Source organism: Methylocystis sp. ATCC 49242 (assembly GCF_000188155.2).
Classification (GTDB): domain Bacteria; phylum Pseudomonadota; class Alphaproteobacteria; order Rhizobiales; family Beijerinckiaceae; genus Methylocystis.
Genome location: NZ_KE124774.1, coordinates 3,495,485 through 3,512,130, shown reverse-complemented (window position 1 = coordinate 3,512,130; position 16,646 = coordinate 3,495,485). Strand labels below are relative to the sequence as shown.

The 16,646-nt window shown below is 64.3% G+C and carries 15 protein-coding genes and 1 tRNA gene; 6 read left to right on the top strand and 10 right to left on the bottom strand.

Annotated features, from left to right (window positions below; genetic code table 11):
* Positions 1 to 167: 167 nt before the first annotated feature.
* Entirely contained in the window at positions 168 to 1,634 is a 1,467-nt protein-coding gene (locus MET49242_RS19315) for a GAF domain-containing protein (RefSeq protein WP_144259700.1), read from the bottom strand.
* 335 nt (positions 1,635 to 1,969) lie between these two features.
* A tRNA-Leu gene (locus tag MET49242_RS19310) sits at positions 1,970 to 2,054 on the bottom strand.
* Between the two features lie 209 nt (positions 2,055 to 2,263).
* Between MET49242_RS19310 and MET49242_RS19305 the strand changes: the two genes are divergently transcribed.
* Entirely contained in the window at positions 2,264 to 3,271 is a 1,008-nt protein-coding gene (locus MET49242_RS19305; protein WP_036288792.1) for a complex I NDUFA9 subunit family protein, read from the top strand.
* A 19-nt stretch (positions 3,272 to 3,290) separates the two neighbouring features.
* On the opposite strand, the gene MET49242_RS19300 is transcribed toward MET49242_RS19305, so the two are convergent.
* The 3 genes from MET49242_RS19300 to scpA all read right to left on the bottom strand — a co-directional run bounded on the left by MET49242_RS19300 (position 3,291) and on the right by scpA (position 6,799).
* Positions 3,291 to 3,971 carry a sulfate transporter family protein gene (locus MET49242_RS19300; RefSeq protein WP_036288789.1) on the bottom strand — a complete coding sequence of 227 codons (681 nt, stop codon included), beginning with the start codon at positions 3,969 to 3,971 and terminating at the stop codon, positions 3,291 to 3,293.
* A gap of 76 nt (positions 3,972 to 4,047) precedes the next feature.
* Entirely contained in the window at positions 4,048 to 4,446 is a 399-nt protein-coding gene (locus MET49242_RS19295; protein ID WP_036285438.1) for a hypothetical protein, read from the bottom strand.
* A 190-nt stretch (positions 4,447 to 4,636) separates the two neighbouring features.
* Positions 4,637 to 6,799 (bottom strand): methylmalonyl-CoA mutase, encoded by a 2,163-nt coding sequence (gene scpA / locus MET49242_RS19290; RefSeq protein WP_036285436.1) that lies wholly within the window; start codon positions 6,797 to 6,799, stop codon positions 4,637 to 4,639.
* A gap of 65 nt (positions 6,800 to 6,864) precedes the next feature.
* Here scpA and MET49242_RS19285 point away from each other — a divergent pair, with 65 nt between their 5' ends.
* Together MET49242_RS19285 and MET49242_RS19280 are read left to right on the top strand one after the other, a co-directional pair.
* Entirely contained in the window at positions 6,865 to 7,074 is a 210-nt protein-coding gene (locus MET49242_RS19285) for a hypothetical protein (protein ID WP_036285434.1), read from the top strand.
* A 14-nt stretch (positions 7,075 to 7,088) separates the two neighbouring features.
* A complete protein-coding gene (locus tag MET49242_RS19280; protein ID WP_036285432.1) occupies positions 7,089 to 7,442 on the top strand; it encodes a CZB domain-containing protein in 354 nt (117 codons plus the stop codon).
* Positions 7,443 to 7,447: 5 nt separating this feature from the next.
* On the opposite strand, the gene MET49242_RS19275 is transcribed toward MET49242_RS19280, so the two are convergent.
* Both MET49242_RS19275 and MET49242_RS19270 read right to left on the bottom strand, forming a co-directional pair.
* Positions 7,448 to 7,792, bottom strand: a complete 345-nt coding sequence (locus MET49242_RS19275) for a cytochrome c (RefSeq protein ID WP_036285430.1) — start codon at positions 7,790 to 7,792, stop codon at positions 7,448 to 7,450.
* A 42-nt stretch (positions 7,793 to 7,834) separates the two neighbouring features.
* Positions 7,835 to 8,263, bottom strand: a complete 429-nt coding sequence (locus tag MET49242_RS19270) for a universal stress protein (protein WP_036285427.1) — start codon at positions 8,261 to 8,263, stop codon at positions 7,835 to 7,837.
* 230 nt (positions 8,264 to 8,493) lie between these two features.
* On the opposite strand from MET49242_RS19270, the gene recA reads away from it, so the two are divergent.
* From recA to MET49242_RS19250, 3 genes are all read left to right on the top strand, one after another.
* Entirely contained in the window at positions 8,494 to 9,564 is a 1,071-nt protein-coding gene (recA, locus tag MET49242_RS19260) for a recombinase RecA (protein WP_036285424.1), read from the top strand.
* A 280-nt stretch (positions 9,565 to 9,844) separates the two neighbouring features.
* Positions 9,845 to 12,514 carry an alanine--tRNA ligase gene (alaS, locus tag MET49242_RS19255; RefSeq protein ID WP_036288786.1) on the top strand — a complete coding sequence of 890 codons (2,670 nt, stop codon included), beginning with the start codon at positions 9,845 to 9,847 and terminating at the stop codon, positions 12,512 to 12,514.
* Complete coding sequence (locus MET49242_RS19250; RefSeq protein ID WP_036285422.1) at positions 12,511 to 13,749, top strand: cyclic nucleotide-gated ion channel; 1,239 nt, start codon at positions 12,511 to 12,513, stop codon at positions 13,747 to 13,749. The genes alaS and MET49242_RS19250 overlap by 4 nt, the downstream gene beginning before the upstream one ends.
* 29 nt (positions 13,750 to 13,778) lie before the next feature.
* On the opposite strand, the gene MET49242_RS19245 is transcribed toward MET49242_RS19250, so the two are convergent.
* From MET49242_RS19245 to MET49242_RS19235, 3 genes are all read right to left on the bottom strand, one after another.
* Positions 13,779 to 14,180 carry a F0F1 ATP synthase subunit epsilon gene (locus MET49242_RS19245; RefSeq protein ID WP_036288783.1) on the bottom strand — a complete coding sequence of 134 codons (402 nt, stop codon included), beginning with the start codon at positions 14,178 to 14,180 and terminating at the stop codon, positions 13,779 to 13,781.
* A 110-nt stretch (positions 14,181 to 14,290) separates the two neighbouring features.
* Positions 14,291 to 15,727, bottom strand: a complete 1,437-nt coding sequence (gene atpD, locus MET49242_RS19240; protein WP_036285420.1) for a F0F1 ATP synthase subunit beta — start codon at positions 15,725 to 15,727, stop codon at positions 14,291 to 14,293.
* A gap of 25 nt (positions 15,728 to 15,752) precedes the next feature.
* Positions 15,753 to 16,634 (bottom strand): F0F1 ATP synthase subunit gamma, encoded by an 882-nt coding sequence (locus MET49242_RS19235; protein WP_036285418.1) that lies wholly within the window; start codon positions 16,632 to 16,634, stop codon positions 15,753 to 15,755.
* Positions 16,635 to 16,646 lie beyond the last annotated feature (12 nt).

The window sequence follows — 16,646 nt, the reverse complement described above, 5'->3', positions numbered from 1 at the left end:
CTTCGCCCGGAAGACCGGTTCGATACGCTGTCCCGGCGTGCTTCACCGGGAGCCATTCACGTCTATGCCGCGGCCACAGCCGCTTCCGATTACATCAAGGCGCGAAACCATATATTCGCTCATCCGCGAGCGAGGGACGGCCACCGCCCGCCTCGAAATCGACGCCGCTACCTGCTTTCGCGCGTCATCGCCAACGCTTTCGCGCGGTCGATGTAATCGCATGTCCGCCGCGCGACTTCCTGCGTCAGGGAGATTTCCGCTTCCGTCCAGTCGCGCGGACGCGCCTGTTGAACATGAAGAACCCCGAGCAGCCGGTCGGCCTTCACTATTGGCGCGCAGATCATGGCGCGGACGCCGCTCATCGACGCCGTCGGCGCCTCCGACGCCGCAAGCTCTCTCGACAGGTCCGCAATCGCGAAACGGCGGCCGGCGCGCATCTCCCTGACAAAAGCCGCACCGAAATCTTCGAGCCGTGGAGAGCGTTCGGCTGTCACGATCCCCGATCCTGTCCATTCGGTCATGACAACTCTGGCGGCGTCCCCGGCGGTCACTGTCTCGTAGCCGACGCCATCGGCGCCGAGCTTCCGTCCGAGCGCCTCAACTGCTTCCGTCATGATTTGTGGCGCATCGACAAGGTCACGCAGTCGATCCGTCAGCCGTAGCAGGAAGGCCTGCGTCTCCAGATGCTCGCGCAACTCACGCTCGGCCTTGTTGCGTTCGCTGATGTCGATCAGCGCGGCGACGCCGCCCCGGACGCCGCCATTCGCGTCGAACAAGGGAACGGCGTTTCCTGTCGCCTCCACGCGCTTCCCGTCCGGAAAACGGAAATCGACATAGACGTCGCGCACCGGTCGGCGCGTCGCGATCGCCCTTTGTATCGGCAGTTCTTCAGGCCGGAACTCCGAGCCGTCCTGTTTCAACTGGCGCAAATAGATCGCCTGCCCGATGGCGACGACGCTTTGCGAGACATTCGCGCCGGGCGTGACGCCCGTCATTTCGTTGGCGGCGTTGTTGCCGCGAATGACACGGCAATCGGCGTCACCGAACCAGATGAAAGCTGGCGCGGCGTCGATCACCGCCTCGAGCTCCTCGGCGCGCTGGCGCAGTTCCTCGTCGTTTTCTTGGCGCTCCATGAAGTCGGTCGCTTGCCGCGCGTAGAGTGCGAGCAGCCGCAATTCCTGCCCGCTGATGCGACGGGGCGCGCGATGATATGTCGTGATGACGCCCATTCGCAGACCGGTACGTCCAATGAGCGGCGTGCACTGAACGGCGCGAACGCCGGCTGCGTGGGCAAGCGACCGCAAAAGGCTCATTGCGGGGTCGGCGTTTATGTCCTCGATTATGAGACATTCGCCGGAATGCAGCGCCCCGCTGCAGGCAAAGCTGTTCCAGGTCGAAATTTCATGAAAATAGGAAAGGAAATTATTGTCGAAGCCCTGCTGCGCGACGATCGTCAGCGTTTCACGTTCGCGATCGAAGATTTGCAGATGCCCCATGTTCGCGCCGAGCAGGGCCATCGTCGCCGCGAGCATCTCCTCGAGCCCGAACTGCAGGTTGCGCGTTCGCCAAAGGCGGGACGCGGCGTCGTTGAGGCGCCGCAGCGCTTCCGCCTCCACTTCGACGTCGGCGCTCATGTCGCTCGTCGTTGGGGCGCATTCGTCATTTTCGGCCTTTTCCAAGCAGGCGCCCTCACTCCGTGGCCCTGACGTGAAGCTTACGGCGCCAGAGATAACACATGTTCTGTCGCCAATCGCCTGTAAAAAAATGGCGTAAGCTAGATTATTTCCTCCGCGTCTGTCGCGAGGCTGTAGCGGTTGGCCGGAGGATCGCCGCTTGCCCGGGAGCTGCGCCGCATGGGATGCGCGGTCGTTTCGAAAGGGACAACATTGCAAGCAGGGGGAAACAATAGGCGCGACGCCGTTCCGCCACGTCCGAATCAATTATTCTCAATGGAATTTGATTGTCGATATGGTGCCCAGGAGAGGACTCGAACCTCCACGGCTTTCACCACTGGTACCTGAAACCAGCGCGTCTACCAATTCCGCCACCTGGGCATCTGCGGCCGTGTCTTAGGGGCGCCGGGCGCCTCCTGTCAATGCGCTCCTGCGCGAAAAAGCCGCGGCTTCGGCAAAAAGCCCAAAAAGCCGCCGCGCGGAGTCGTTCGGAGCCTGCCGGCGCATTCCCTTTGCGCGCGAATTTCGCTACAGGACTGGGCGAAGAATTCAGCCGGCCGGGCCGGCGCGGGACAAGCGGAGCAAGGACGATGAGCGGCGAGAGCGTTGGGGCGGGGCGCATTGTGACGGTGTTCGGCGGGTCGGGCTTCGTTGGCCGCCATGTCGTGCGAGCGTTGGCGCGTGACGGCTGGCGCGTGCGAATCGCCTGCCGCCGTCCGGACCTCGCCTTCCACCTGCAGCCCCTCGGCCGCGTCGGTCAGGTGATGGCGGTGCAGGCGAATGTGCGCAAGCCCGAATCAGTGGCCGCGGCGCTGCGGGGCGCGGAGGCGGTCGTCAATCTCGTCGGCATTCTCGCCGAGACCGGCGCGCAGAAGTTCAGCGACGTGCAGGCGGCCGGCGCGCGCGCCGTCGCCGAGGCGGCGAAGGCCGCCGGCATCGATAATGTCGTTCATATTTCCGCCATCGGCGCGGACCCGAAGTCGGCTTCCGCCTATGGCCGCAGCAAGGCCGAAGGCGAGGCCGCCATGCATGCGGCGGTTCCCACCGCCGTGATCCTGCGCCCGTCGATCATCTTCGGGCCCGAAGACGACTTCTTCAACCGCTTCGCCACCATGGCGCGTTTCTTCCCCGTCATCCCCATCGTGGGCGCGGAGACCAGATTCCAGCCCGTCTATGTCGGCGACGTCGCCGAGGCGGTGGCCACGGCGCTGGCCGGCCGCGCGAAGGCGGGCGCGATCTATGAACTGGGCGGGCCGGAGATCAAGACCTTCGCGGAGCTGATCGACTATGTGCTGAAGGTGACGGAGCGCGAGCGCGGCGTCGCGAAGCTGTCCTTCAGCACGGGCAAGCTCGTCGCCGGCGTTACCCAGACATGTACCAAGCTGTCGCTCGGGCTGTTCCCGACGCTCCTGCGCATGACGGGCGATCAGGTGGAGCTGCTGCGCCACGACAATGTCGTCAGCGACGCCGCCATCAGGGAAGGCCGCACCCTCGCGGGGCTGAACATTGAGCCGCAGTCGATCGAGGCGATCGTGCCGAGCTATCTCTATCGCTATCGCAAGACCGGCCAGTATCAGTCGCAGCGGCTGGGGGCCTGACGCCCCCGCCACGCGCCTTTCAGCGGGCGCGACGCTCGGGCGAAAGCATCTTGTGGATGCGCGACATGAAAGCGACGCCGAACAGCGGCGTCAGCACATTGAGCCCGGGCGTCATCACGAAGGCGGCGATGAACAGCCCCGCCAGAAAAAGTTGCGGCGCATAGCGACGGCGCAACTCCATCGCCTCCTCCAATGTCCGGAAGCGGGTCGCCGCGAAGAGGAAATATTCGCGGCCCAGCAGATAGGCGTTCGCCAGCACGAAGGCGATGGCGTTGATTCCAGGAATCAGCAAAAGGAACAGCGCCAGAATATTGACGCCCGCCGAGACCGCCGCGAATCGCACGCCCATCATGATCGCCTGAGAGGCGGGAATGGCCCGCCCGCGCTGGCCCGAGGGATAAAGGTCCTCCTCGACGACATCGGCCAGATCGTCGAGAAAAAGGCCCGCGACCAGCACCGAAATGGGGCCGATGAAGAACGCCAGAAAGAGGAAAAGGCCGAGGCCCGCCGCGTAGGTCAGCGCGATCTGGAGCCAGGGATGATTCACTGCAATGTACGACAGCGCGAGCTTGTCGAGGCCAACCCAGGCGAGCGCCAGGAAGAGCAAGGTCATTCCCAGACTCTTCAAAAGCACGTTGCGGAAGGGCGGCGAGAGAATCTCGCGCAGCGCCGCCAGCGCGGCGTCGAACATGAAGGTCATTTCAGTGGCCTCTGACGGCCGCGTGCGACGGCCGCCCTGCAAATGGCGTGGCGGCGCCGCCCGCGCAAGGGGCGACTCAGGCCCAGCGCGTCACCGCATGCGCCGCTAACGCATAGGCGATCCACAGAAAGCCGATGGTCGATACGGTAAAGCTCAGCGCCGTGTAGGCGCGCCAGAATTTCTTTTCCCAGAAATTCGGATCGAAAGCGGCGATCGTGAACACGGTCGGATTGGAGAAGCCGCCAATGGCGACGCACCAGCAGGCGATGACCGGCAATTCCACGCCGGAGCCATAAAAGCCGACCCCGAACAGCGCCATCAGCGCATAGTCGACATGCGCCCGGATCATCGTCTTGTAGTCAACGACGAAAGCGTCCACGGCCTTGATGGGAAACCATTTGGCGAGCGTCATCAACCAGGCTGTGACGATGAGGGCGGTGATGCAGGCGGCCGAGCCGATCAGAAGAACTTCCATCCCGGGTTCCTTTTCATTGGGCGAAGCTCTTTTAGCTCAGGCTATGCCGCCTGTCTTGGCAAATCGCCCGGGCGAATGGCGTCCGGAACGGGAAGGCGCGCTTCGCGAACGCAAGCGCCAACCCCGTTTTCAATAGCTGATCGAGTGGATGAGGCCGTTGCGCGTCGTCCGGCGCCGCGGCCCCTTCGCATCATCCCGCCTTCGCGACCTCGCGTTGCGCAAAGCCGAGGCGAATATTCAGCTCGTGCAGCAATTGCTCCGCCGCCTGCGGGATATTGGTGCCCGGCGGGAAGATTGCGGCGGCGCCGGAATCGTAAAGCTGCTGGAAGTCGTCCGGCGGAATGACGCCGCCGACGACCATCATGATGTCGCCGCGGCCCACGTGCGAAAGGGCGTCGCGCAATTCGGGCGTCAGCGTGAGATGGCCGGCGGTCATGGTCGAGACGCCGACGATGTGCACGTCGGCCTCGGCGGCCTTCCGGGCCACTTCGTCCGGCGTCGCGAAAAGATCGCCGATGACGACGTCGAAGCCCATGTCCGCGAAGGCGGAGGCGATGACCTTCTGGCCGCGATCATGGCCGTCCTGGCCCATCTTGGCGACGAGAATACGCGGTTTGCGCCCTGTGTTTTCCTCGAAGTCGCGCGTCATGCCGACAATGCGGCCGATCTGGGCGCTGTCCTTGCCCGCCTCGCGCGCATAGACGCCGGAAATGACGTTCGCCTTGGGCTTGTGGCGCGTGAAGACCTTTTCGAGCGCGAAGGAAATTTCGCCGACGCTCGCCTTTGCGCGCGCGGCCTTCACGGCGAGATCGAGCAGATTGGCGCCCGAGGTCGCGCCTTCCGTCAGCGCGTCGAGCGCCGCCTGGGTCGTCGCCTCGTCACGCTCGGCGCGCAGGCGCTTCAGCTTTTCCAGCTGCGCGGCGCGCACGGCGGCGTTGTCGACCTTGAGCACATTCGGCTTGGCGTCGTTCTCAGGGCGGTATTTGTTGACGCCGACGACGACCTGCGTTCCGTTGTCGATGCGCGCCTGCGTTTTCGCGGCCGCTTCCTCGATGCGCTGCTTCGGCACCCCCGCCGCGATTGCCTTAGCCATCCCGCCGAGCTGTTCGATTTCCTCGATATGCTTCCAGGCGCCCTTGGCGAGTTCAGCGGTGAGGCGCTCGACATAATAAGAACCGCCCCACGGATCGATGACGCGCGTCGTGCCGCTCTCCTGCTGCAACACGATCTGCGTGTTGCGAGCGATGCGCGCCGAGAAGTCCGTCGGCAGCGCCAGCGCCTCGTCCAGCGCATTGGTGTGCAGCGACTGCGTATGGCCCTGCGTCGCCGCCATGGCCTCGACGCAGGTGCGGATCGAGTTGACGTAGACGTCCTGCGCGGTGAGCGACCAGCCGGAGGTCTGGCAGTGGGTGCGCAGCGTCATGCTCTTCTCGGACCTGGCGCCGAGGTCTTTCATGAGTCGCGCCCAGAGCAGACGCGCGGCGCGCAGCTTGGCGACCTCCATGAAGAAATTCATGCCGATGGCGAAGAAGAAGGAGAGGCGCGGCGCGAAGGCGTCGATGTCGAGGCCCGCAGCGACGCCGGCGCGCACATATTCCACGCCGTCGGCCAGCGTGTAGCCCAACTCCAGATCGGCCGAGGCGCCCGCCTCCTGCATGTGATAGCCGGAGATTGAGATCGAGTTGAACTTCGGCATATGCCTGCTGGTGTAGGCAAAAATATCCGACACGATCCGCATGGAGGGTTCCGGCGGATAGATGTAGGTGTTGCGCACCATGAATTCTTTGAGAATGTCGTTCTGGATCGTGCCGGTGAGCTTGTCGGCCGAAACGCCCTGCTCTTCCGCCGCGACGATGAAGAGCGCCAGCACCGGCAGCACCGCGCCGTTCATGGTCATCGACACGGACATCTGATCGAGCGGAATGCCGTCGAAGAGCGTCCGCATGTCGTAGATCGAATCGATCGCGACGCCCGCCATGCCGACGTCGCCCATCACGCGCGGATGGTCCGAGTCGTAGCCGCGGTGGGTCGCGAGGTCGAAGGCGACGGAGAGGCCCTTCTGGCCGGCCGCAAGATTGCGGCGATAGAAGGCGTTGGAATCCTCGGCCGTGGAGAAGCCGGCATATTGGCGGATCGTCCAGGGCTGGGCGACATACATGGTGGAATAGGGCCCGCGCACATATGGCGCGACGCCCGGAAAACCATCGACGAAGGAGAGGCCCGCTATATCATCGGGGCCATAGGCGCTCTTCACTTCGATCCCCTCTGGCGTCAGCCAGGCCCGCGGCGGCGCCTCCTGCGCGACGTCGGTGGCGGCGAAGGGAATCTTGGAGAAATCGGGGATCGCGGACATTTTGCGCCTCGGCTGGTTTCAGCGCGCTTATTAGACCAGCAAAACCCGGAGCGCAAAGGCGGCGGATGGCCGCGCGCAAGGACACGGGCAAGCGGGCGCCGCATCCGCCCCCCATGGCCCGGCGCAAGCTCGACTATTATGGCGACGCGCATCCGTCCGCAGTCGACCAGCCGCGCTTCGTCATTGACGGATCGGGTCAAATCGGCTGGACGACAGCCTCGGGCAAGCCCCGGCTGGCTAATCTCGCGCCCGGAATCCGGCCATCGCGGCCGTGAAAACGAGGCTCCCCATGGATTTCGACAAGGCCATCGACGCGCATGTCGAGTGGAAGACCAAACTGCGTGGCGCGATCGCCGCACAATCGACTCTGGACGCCGCCGCAATCGGCAAGGACAACGCCTGCCCGCTCGGCCAATGGCTTCATGGCGACGCCAAGATCAAATATGGGCATCTGCCGACTTTCGCCGGCTGCGTGAGCGCTCACGCCGTTTTCCATCGTGAGGCCGGCCGGGTCGCCGCCATGATCAACGACAAACGCTATACCGACGCCGACGCCGCCCTCGGCGCCGGCACGCCCTATACCTCCGCCTCCATGGCGACGGGCGTCGCGATCGCCAAGTTGCGCAAGGAAGTCGGCGCCTGAGACGCTCAGCGCCTCTGGATCGAGCCCAGATAGGCGAGCAGAGCCTCGATCTGCGCGGCGCTGAAGCGGAACTGGGGCATCTCCATGCCCTCATGGCCGACGACGATGCCCTCGCCCAGCGCCTCCTCCAGATTGTGAAGAGGATATTTGCGCGCGAGATGGCGGAAGGGCGGCGACTTCGGATTCGGGCTCTCGCCCGCGCGGCCGACGGCGTGGCACTTTCCGCAATTTTCCTGCGCGATCACAAGGCCGCGCCTGAGCATGGCCGCATTTCCGGCCGCGGCGAAAACCGCCGTTGAAAGGCCGAAAACGGCGCAAAGGGCAAGCGCGGAGATTTCGAATCGACGCATGGTCAAACTCTAGTCGCCGCTCCCGCCCCTGTCACGCCGCGCTTATTTGCGCACCACCAGAACGGAACATTTCGCGTGGCGCACGATCGTCTTGGCGTTCGAGCCCAGAAGATAGGTCGCCATGGTGGGACGGTGGGAGCCGACGACGATGAGATCCGCTCCCCAGTCCTCGGCCTCGGCGAGAACCTCCGGGTAGACCGCGCCGAACCGCACTGTGGAGGTTACCCGCTCGCGCGGCAGGTCGATCGCGGCCGTCAGGGCGGCCAGCTCCTTTTCCGCTGTCTCGCGCATCTCCTCGTCGAAATTCGGCGGGATATAGTCGATGAAGGCCACCGGCACGAGCGGCTGCACATTGATGAGCCGCAATTGCGCCCCGCCATTCGCTTTGGCCAGCGCGAGCGCCCCATCGAGCGCGAGCTGCGTCATTTCGGGCTCGCCCACGTCGACCGGCACAAGAATTTTGGAATACATGGGCGCCTCCCTTTGTTCGCCAATCTGCGCGCGATCCGCCGAATCTGTCCGACTATACTAGAGCGGCGGCCGCGCGCCACCCATTCGCCCGCCGCGGCCGCTGGCGTGATCGACGAAAATCGACGCGCGAACAAAAAAAGAACTTGGCGGCAAGAACAAATCATGCACAATAGGAATATCAACCGACCGTTGCCTCTGCCCACAAAACCGTGCCAGAAGGAATTTCAGCTGTGAGCCAAGCCAATCTCCGCCTCGTGGAAGGATCGTCCGTGGACAAGACCAAGGCCCTTGACGCCGCGCTGTCGCAAATCGAGCGCGCCTTCGGCAAGGGCTCGATCATGCGGCTCGGCAAGAATCAGAAAGCCGTCGAGATCGAGACGATCTCTACCGGCTCGCTCGGGCTCGACATCGCCCTGGGCGTCGGCGGCCTGCCGCGCGGTCGCGTGGTCGAGATTTACGGGCCCGAATCGTCGGGCAAGACGACCTTGACCCTCCATGTCATCGCCGAGGCGCAGAAGATGGGCGGCGTCTGCGCCTTCGTGGACGCGGAGCACGCTCTCGATCCCGTTTACGCCCGCAAGCTCGGCGTCAATCTGGAGGAGCTGCTGATTTCCCAGCCCGACACGGGCGAGCAGGCGCTCGAGATCACCGACACCCTCGTGCGATCCGGCGCGGTCGACGTGCTCGTCGTCGATTCGGTCGCGGCGCTGACGCCGCGAGCGGAAATCGAGGGAGAGATGGGCGACGTTCAGCCGGGCCTGCAGGCGCGCCTGATGAGCCAGGCGTTGCGCAAGCTTACCGCCTCCATCGCCCGCTCCAACACGCTCGTCATCTTCATCAACCAGATCCGCATGAAGATCGGCGTGATGTATGGCTCGCCGGAAACGACGACGGGCGGCAACGCCCTGAAATTCTACGCCTCCGTCCGGCTCGACATCCGCCGCACGGGATCCATCAAGGACCGCGACGAGGCGATCGGCAATCAGACTCGCGTCAAGGTGGTCAAGAACAAGGTTGCCCCGCCCTTCAAGCAGGTCGAATTCGACATCATGTATGGCGAAGGCGTCTCCAAGGTCGGCGAATTGATCGACCTGGGCGTGAAGGCGGGCGTGGTCGAAAAATCGGGCGCCTGGTTCTCGTACGACAGCCAGAGACTGGGCCAAGGCCGCGAGAACGCCAAGAATTTTCTTCGCCAGAACCCCGAAGCCGCCGCCCGTATCGAACAGGCGATTCGCGAAAACGCCGGTCTCATCGCGGAACGCATTCTCGACGTCGCCGATGGCGACGAGGCCGAGGACTGAACCGACCGGCGCGCCTCGCATGCGCTGCTTGGGCGCCATATGGTGTGACCCCGGCGGGTTTTCATCGCGTCAAAGGCCCGCTCATCGGGCCTTTTTCATTGCCGAAACCGCGCAGGACTGGCATATCGCCCGCAAATCCCGGATGTCCGGCGACATGAACCGCCGCCGGCGCCCGTTTCCCGATCGGGCGCGCTTGCCCGCAAGCGCCCTCGCGCGGACGGCCGGTTTCCCCATATGATCGTGGAGTGATCCCGATCCTGCTCCAGCGAGCTGCATGACAATGAGTGGCGTCAACCAGATCCGTTCGGCCTTTCTCGACTACTTCGTGCGCAATGGGCATGAGAAAGTCGCCTCCTCCCCGCTTGTGCCGCACAACGACCCGACGCTGATGTTCACCAATGCGGGCATGGTGCAGTTCAAGAACGTGTTCACCGGCGTCGAAAAACGCCATCAGGCGCGCGCAGCCTCCGCTCAGAAATGCGTGCGCGCCGGCGGCAAGCACAATGACCTGGACAATGTCGGTTACACGGCCCGGCATCACACATTCTTCGAGATGCTGGGGAATTTTTCCTTCGGCGACTATTTCAAGGAAGGCGCGATCGAACTCGCCTGGGGCCTGATCACCAAAGAATTCAGCCTGCCGGTCGAGAAACTCCTCGTCACCGTCTATCACGACGACGACGAGGCGTTCGATTTATGGAAGAAGATCGCCGGTTTCCACGACAGCCGCATCATCCGTATCGCGAGCTCCGACAATTTCTGGAGCATGGGCGACACCGGTCCCTGCGGCCCCTGCTCCGAAATCTTCTACGATCAGGGCGAGACGCTCACCGGCGGCCCGCCCGGGAGCCCGGGTGAAGACGGCGACCGATTCCTGGAATTCTGGAACCTCGTCTTTATGCAATATGAGCAGGTCGCCCCCGGCCAGCGCGCGCCGCTGCCGCGACCCTCGATCGACACCGGCATGGGGCTCGAGCGCATCGCCGCCCTTATGCAGGGCGTCACCTCCAATTACGAGATCGACCTTTTCCGCTCCCTCACCGGCGCCGTCGCCGAATATACCGGCGCGCCCGTCGGCGGCCCCCAGGGCGCAAGCCATCGCGTCATCGCAGATCATCTGCGCGCGTCGTCCTTTCTTGTCGCAGACGGCGTCACGCCGTCGAATGAGGGTCGCGGTTACGTGCTCCGCCGCATCATGCGCCGCGCGATGCGTCACGCACAGATCCTCGGCGCCCAGGAGCCGCTGATGTGGCGTCTCGTCCCCACCCTGGTCGCGGAAATGGGACAGGCCTATCCCGAACTGGTTCGCGCACAGGCGCTCATCGTCGATACGCTGAAGACCGAAGAGACCCGCTTCCGCGCGACGCTCGCGCGCGGCCTCGCCATTCTGGACGACGAGACGGCGAACCTCGGCAGGGGGGACAAGCTGTCAGGCGAGACCGCCTTCAAACTCTACGACACCTACGGCTTTCCCCTCGATCTGACCGAGGACGCCCTGCGTCCGCGCGGTGTCGGCGTCGACAAGGAAGCGTTCAACGCCGCCATGGAGCGCCAGCGCGCCGAAGCGCGCAAAGCCTGGGCGGGTTCGGGCGAGACCGCGACCGAGACCCTCTGGTTCGCGTTGAAAGAGCGTCTCGGCACCACCGAATTCCTCGGCTACGAGACCGAGAAGAGCGAAGGCGTAGTATCCGCCATCGTCCACGACGGAGCCGAAGCCTTCGTCCTGAAGCAGGGCGCGCGCGGCGCCGTGATCCTCAACCAGACGCCGTTCTATGGCGAATCGGGCGGCCAGGTCGGCGACGTCGGCGTCATGCGCGGCAGGAATGTACGATTCCGTGTCGAAAACACCCAGAAGAAACTTGGCGACCTCATTGTTCATGAAGGCGTCGTCGAGGAAGGCGAAATCGTCCCCGGCGTCGTGCTCGAACTCGACGTCGATCACGAAAGACGCCGCGCGACGCGGGCCAACCATTCGGCGACCCATATCCTTCACGAGGCTTTGCGCCAGGTGCTCGGCGACCACGTCGCTCAGAAGGGTTCGCTCGTCGCGCCGGAGCGACTGCGCTTCGACTTCACGCATCCCAAGCCGCTGACCGAGGAAGAACTCGCCCGCGTCGAAGCGCTCGCCAACGAAATCGTCCAGGACAATGCGCCGGTTGACACGCGCCTGATGGCTCAGGACGACGCCATTCGATCCGGCGCCCGCGCCTTGTTCGGAGAGAAATATGGGGACGAGGTCAGGGTCGTCTCCATGGGCCGGCCGGACCCCGGCGTCGCGCATCCTTTCTCGGTCGAACTCTGCGGCGGCACCCATGTCTCGCGCACGGGGGACATCGGCCTGATCTCCATCGTCGGCGAGGGCGCAGTCGCATCGGGCGTTCGCCGAATCGAGGCGCGCACGGCGGAAGGCGCGCGCAGCCAACTCGTCGCGCAGTCCCGCGCGCTGCGCGAAATCGCCTCCCTCATCCGCGCGCCCATGGAGGAGGCTCCGGCCCGCCTCGGCCAGCTTCTCGAAGAGCGTAAACGCCTCGAGCGCGACCTTGCCGACGCCAGGCGCAAGCTCGCGATGGGCGGTGGATCGGGTAACGGCGGCGGCCAGGAGTGGCGCGACGTCGCCGGCGTAAAGCTGCTGACCCGCGCCGTCGACGGCGTCGACGCCAAGGATCTCAAATCCCTCGTCGACGACGCCAAGAAGAATATCGGCTCCGGCGTGGTCGCCTTCGCCTGCGCCTCGCCAGATGGCAAGGCCGGCATTGTAGTCGGGGTCACGGACGACCTGACTTCGAAATTCAGCGCCGTCGAATTCGTCCGCGTCGCCAGCGCGACGCTCGGCGGGAAGGGCGGCGGCGGTCGTCCCGATCTGGCGCAGGCCGGCGGCCCCAACGCCGCGGCAATCGAGCAGGCGCTCGCCTCGGTCGAGGACGCGCTGCGCGGCAAGGCGGCGCAGTGAGCACGGAGGAACGGCGCCGCGGCCTCGCCTGGTGGCGCCGTCGCCTTCATGTGATTCTCGACGGGGGCGCGCATGATCGGCTCGCGCGCTTCGTCCATCGCGCGCTGATCGGCCTCGTCGCTCTCTCGGTCGGATCGGTGATCCTCGAATCGGTTCCCGAATACGCCGAAGAGTACGAACGCATCTTCACATTTATCGAATATGTCGCGGTTGGCGCCTTTACGCTCGAGTATTTTCTGCGCCTGTGGTGCGCGCCGGAACATACCCCCTATTCTGACCGCACGCCTTTCGGGGCGCGCGTAGCTTTCGTGAAATCCGGGTCGGCGATCATCGATCTGCTCACGATCCTGCCGGTCTATTTGTCATTTTTCATCGAAGCGGATCTTCGCGTCTTCCTGATTTTGCGTTTGCTTCGCTTTTTCAAGCTCGCCCGCTACTCGCCGGGGATCCGCACGATAATTGCGGTATTGGAGGCGGAGCGAAAGGCGCTTTTAGCCTCAGGCATCCTCCTCTTCGGCGCCGTCCTGTTCTCGGCGACCGCCATGCATGTCGCCGAACATACGACGCAACCCGAAAAATTCGGTTCGATCCCGGCGTCCATGTGGTGGGCGATCGTGACGATCACAACAGTGGGCTATGGCGACGTGACGCCCGTGACGCTCGCCGGACGCGTGATCGCGTCCTTCACCATGGTGCTGGGTTATGTCATGCTGGGCCTGCCCGTCGGCATCGTGGCGACCGCATTCGCCGAGGAAATTCACCGTCGCGAATTCGTCGTCACCTGGAGCATGGTGGCGAGCGTCCCATTGTTCCGGGAACTTGACGCGCAGGCGATTGCGGAGATCATGCGTTACTTGCGCGCGCAATCGGTTCCGGCCGGCACGCTGATCGTGCGGCGAGGCGAAGTCGCGCATTCGATGTATTTTATCGCGGAAGGCGAAGTCGAGATCGAATTACCGACGGAAGTCGTTCGCCTCGGCGTCGGTCAGTTCTTCGGCGAAATCGCGGTGCTCCACAAGACGCTTCGCACCGCCAGCGTGCGCGCCACGGAGCCGACGAAACTCCTGATCCTTGACGCCTATGATCTTCAGACGCTCACGGCCCGAAACCCGGAGATCGGACTGACTGTCCGACGAGTGGCTGCAAGCCGCACGGAACTGAGTGCGCAGGAACGTCACGGCGACATGATCGAGGCTGAACTCGAACAGCCGGTCGAGCCGGAGCCAAAGGAGTAAGAGAGGCCCCCCAGATCGCGCCTATGCGCTCAGGCGCCGACAGACGCGCGCAACTCCTGCAACTGGACGATTTTCTCGGCGGCCGCGTGACGGGCCTCCTCAGTCTTGGCGTCGGCCAGATCTTCGCGCGCATCCTTCAGGTCGGCGTCGACCTTGGCTACGTCGATCTCTGAAAGCGGGATCGCAAGTTCGGCGAGAATGGTGAAACCTGCCGCGCTCACATCCGCGAATCCGCCGCGCACGAAAAGCTTCTCTACCTTGCCGTCGCCGCCTGCGACCGTGACGACGCCCGACTTCAAGGTCGTCATGACCGGCGCATGGTCCTTGAGGACAGTGAACTGCCCCTCCGCCCCCGGCGCGACCACGGATTCGACATCGCCCGAGAACAGCAACTTTTCGGGAGAGACGAGTTCAAAGTGGAATGCGGCCATGTCTTTCTCCGGCGGCGCTTCTTGCATTCAGCAAATGATGGCCGGCGGCGCCGGCCATTCAGTTTCGTAAATCGCCCTGGCCCGCGGAACCCGGACCATGAGCGAAGGCGTCAGGCCGCTTCCTTGGCGAGCTTGGCGGCCTTTTCGATCGCCTCCTCGATGGAGCCGACCATATAGAAGGCAGCCTCCGGAAGGTGATCGTATTGACCCTCGACGAGACCCTTGAAACCCTTGATCGTGTCGGCCAGCGCAACGAGCTTGCCGGGCGAACCGGTGAAGACTTCGGCGACGTGGAAGGGCTGCGACAGGAAGCGCTCGATCTTGCGGGCGCGGGCGACGACGAGCTTGTCCTCTTCCGAGAGTTCGTCCATGCCGAGAATGGCGATGATGTCCTGCAGCGACTTGTAGCGCTGCAGGGTCGACTGGACCTTGCGGGCGACTTCGTAATGCTCCTCGCCGACGATGGCCGGGGAGAGCATGCGCGAGGTCGAATCCAGCGGGTCGACGGCCGGATAAATGCCCTTTTCCGCAATGGAGCGCGAGAGCACGGTCGTGGCGTCGAGGTGGGCGAAGGAGGTGGCCGGCGCCGGGTCGGTCAGGTCGTCGGCGGGCACGTAAATGGCCTGCACCGAGGTGATCGAGCCCTTGGTCGTGGTGGTGATGCGCTCCTGCAGCGCTCCCATGTCGGTTGCGAGCGTCGGCTGATAGCCCACCGCCGAAGGGATGCGGCCGAGAAGCGCGGAGACTTCCGAGCCCGCCTGCGTGAAGCGGAAGATGTTGTCCACGAAGAACAGAACGTCCTGGCCCTGGTCGCGGAAATGTTCGGCGACCGTGAGGCCGGTCAGCGCGACGCGGGCGCGGGCGCCCGGCGGCTCGTTCATCTGTCCATAGACCAGCGCGGCCTTTGAGCCTGCGGCCGAGCCGTTCACCGGCTTCTTGTTCACGCCGCCCTCGATCATCTCGTGATAGAGGTCGTTGCCCTCGCGGGTGCGCTCGCCGACGCCCGCGAAAACGGAATAACCGCCGTGCGCCTTGGCGACGTTGTTGATGAGCTCCATGATGAGAACGGTCTTGCCGACGCCTGCGCCGCCGAACAGGCCGATCTTGCCGCCCTTGGCGTAGGGCGCGAGAAGGTCGACGACCTTGATGCCGGTTTCGAGAATCTGGGCTTCCGTCGCCTGCTCGGCGTAGGAAGGCGCCGGCTGGTGAATGGCGCGCTTGTTGGCGGTCACGAGCGGGCCGGCCTCGTCGACCGGCTCGCCGATGACGTTGATGATGCGGCCGAGCGTCTCGTCGCCGACGGGCACGGAGATCGGCGCGCCGGTGTCGACCACTTCCTGGCCGCGCGTCAGACCTTCCGACGTGTCCATGGCGATGGTGCGCACGGAGTTCTCGCCGAGGTGCTGCGCGACTTCCAGAACGAGGCGCTGGCCCTGGTTCGTGGTCTCGAGCGCGTTGAGAATCTCGGGGAGATGCCCGTCGAACTTCACGTCGACGACGGCGCCGATGACTTGGGTGATGCGCCCGGTGGGCTTGTTGGCGGCCATGTTACGTCCTCGTCTATTTTAACGATCAGAGCGCTTCGGCGCCCGAGATGATTTCGATGAGTTCCTTGGTGATCATCGCCTGACGCGACCGGTTGTAGAGGGTCGTCTGCTTTTTGATCATGTCGCCGGCGTTGCGCGTGGCGTTGTCCATCGCGCTCATGCGCGCGCCCTGTTCCGAGGCGGCGTTTTCGAGCAGCGCGCGGAACACCTGCACGGAGATGTTGCGCGGCAGGAGTTCCGAGAGAATCTCGTCCTGGCCGGGCTCATATTCATAGGACGGCTGCGCGCCCTCCACGGCGGGAGCGTTCTCATTCGCCGCGATCTGCGCCGGGATCAGCTGCTGCGCCGTCGGGATCTGCGAGATCACCGACTTGAACTTCGAGAAGAACAGCGTGGCGACGTCGAATTCGCCCGCCTCGAACATTGCGATGACCTTCTTGCCGATCTCGTCGGCGTTCTCGAAGCCGATGGTCTTGAGGCCCCGCAGCTCGATCAGCTCCACGATCTCTTTTTCGTATTGGCGGCGCAGCTGGTCGAAACCCTTCTTGCCGACGCAGAGAATCTTGACCGTCTTGCCCTGTCCCTGAAGGCGCTGGATGTGCTCCCGGGCCATTCGCACGATCGAGGAGTTGAACGCGCCGCAGAGGCCGCGCTCGGCGGTGGCGACGACGAGCAGATGCACGTCGTCCTTTCCGTTTCCGGCGAGAAGCTGCGGGCCGCCGGTCGAAACGCCGGCGGCGAGATTGGCGAGCACGGATTCCATGCGCTCGGCATAGGGACGCGCGGCTTCGGCCGCCGTCTGCGCGCGGCGCAGCTTGGCCGCCGCGACCATCTGCATGGCCTTGGTGATCTTCTGCGTCGCCTTGACGGAAGAAATCCGGTTTCGAAGATCCTTCAACGAGGGCATGAGCGTGCTTCT

Bases quoted from the DNA above. Each gene is read 5' to 3' on its own strand.
- scpA (WP_036285436.1), bottom strand. From the start codon at position 6,799: ATGTCCGCGATCCCCGATTTCTCCAAGATTCCCTTCGCCGCCACCGAC.
- MET49242_RS19275 (WP_036285430.1), bottom strand. From the start codon at position 7,792: ATGCGTCGATTCGAAATCTCCGCGCTTGCCCTTTGCGCCGTTTTCGGC.
- MET49242_RS19305 (WP_036288792.1), top strand. From the start codon at position 2,264: ATGAGCGGCGAGAGCGTTGGGGCGGGGCGCATTGTGACGGTGTTCGGC.
- MET49242_RS19300 (WP_036288789.1), bottom strand. From the start codon at position 3,971: ATGACCTTCATGTTCGACGCCGCGCTGGCGGCGCTGCGCGAGATTCTC.
- MET49242_RS19315 (WP_144259700.1), bottom strand. From the start codon at position 1,634: ATGAGCGCCGACGTCGAAGTGGAGGCGGAAGCGCTGCGGCGCCTCAAC.
- alaS (WP_036288786.1), top strand. From the start codon at position 9,845: ATGAGTGGCGTCAACCAGATCCGTTCGGCCTTTCTCGACTACTTCGTG.
- MET49242_RS19270 (WP_036285427.1), bottom strand. From the start codon at position 8,263: ATGTATTCCAAAATTCTTGTGCCGGTCGACGTGGGCGAGCCCGAAATG.
- atpD (WP_036285420.1), bottom strand. From the start codon at position 15,727: ATGGCCGCCAACAAGCCCACCGGGCGCATCACCCAAGTCATCGGCGCC.
- MET49242_RS19235 (WP_036285418.1), bottom strand. From the start codon at position 16,634: ATGCCCTCGTTGAAGGATCTTCGAAACCGGATTTCTTCCGTCAAGGCG.
- MET49242_RS19280 (WP_036285432.1), top strand. From the start codon at position 7,089: ATGGATTTCGACAAGGCCATCGACGCGCATGTCGAGTGGAAGACCAAA.
- MET49242_RS19295 (WP_036285438.1), bottom strand. From the start codon at position 4,446: ATGGAAGTTCTTCTGATCGGCTCGGCCGCCTGCATCACCGCCCTCATC.
- MET49242_RS19245 (WP_036288783.1), bottom strand. From the start codon at position 14,180: ATGGCCGCATTCCACTTTGAACTCGTCTCTCCCGAAAAGTTGCTGTTC.
- MET49242_RS19285 (WP_036285434.1), top strand. From the start codon at position 6,865: ATGGCCGCGCGCAAGGACACGGGCAAGCGGGCGCCGCATCCGCCCCCC.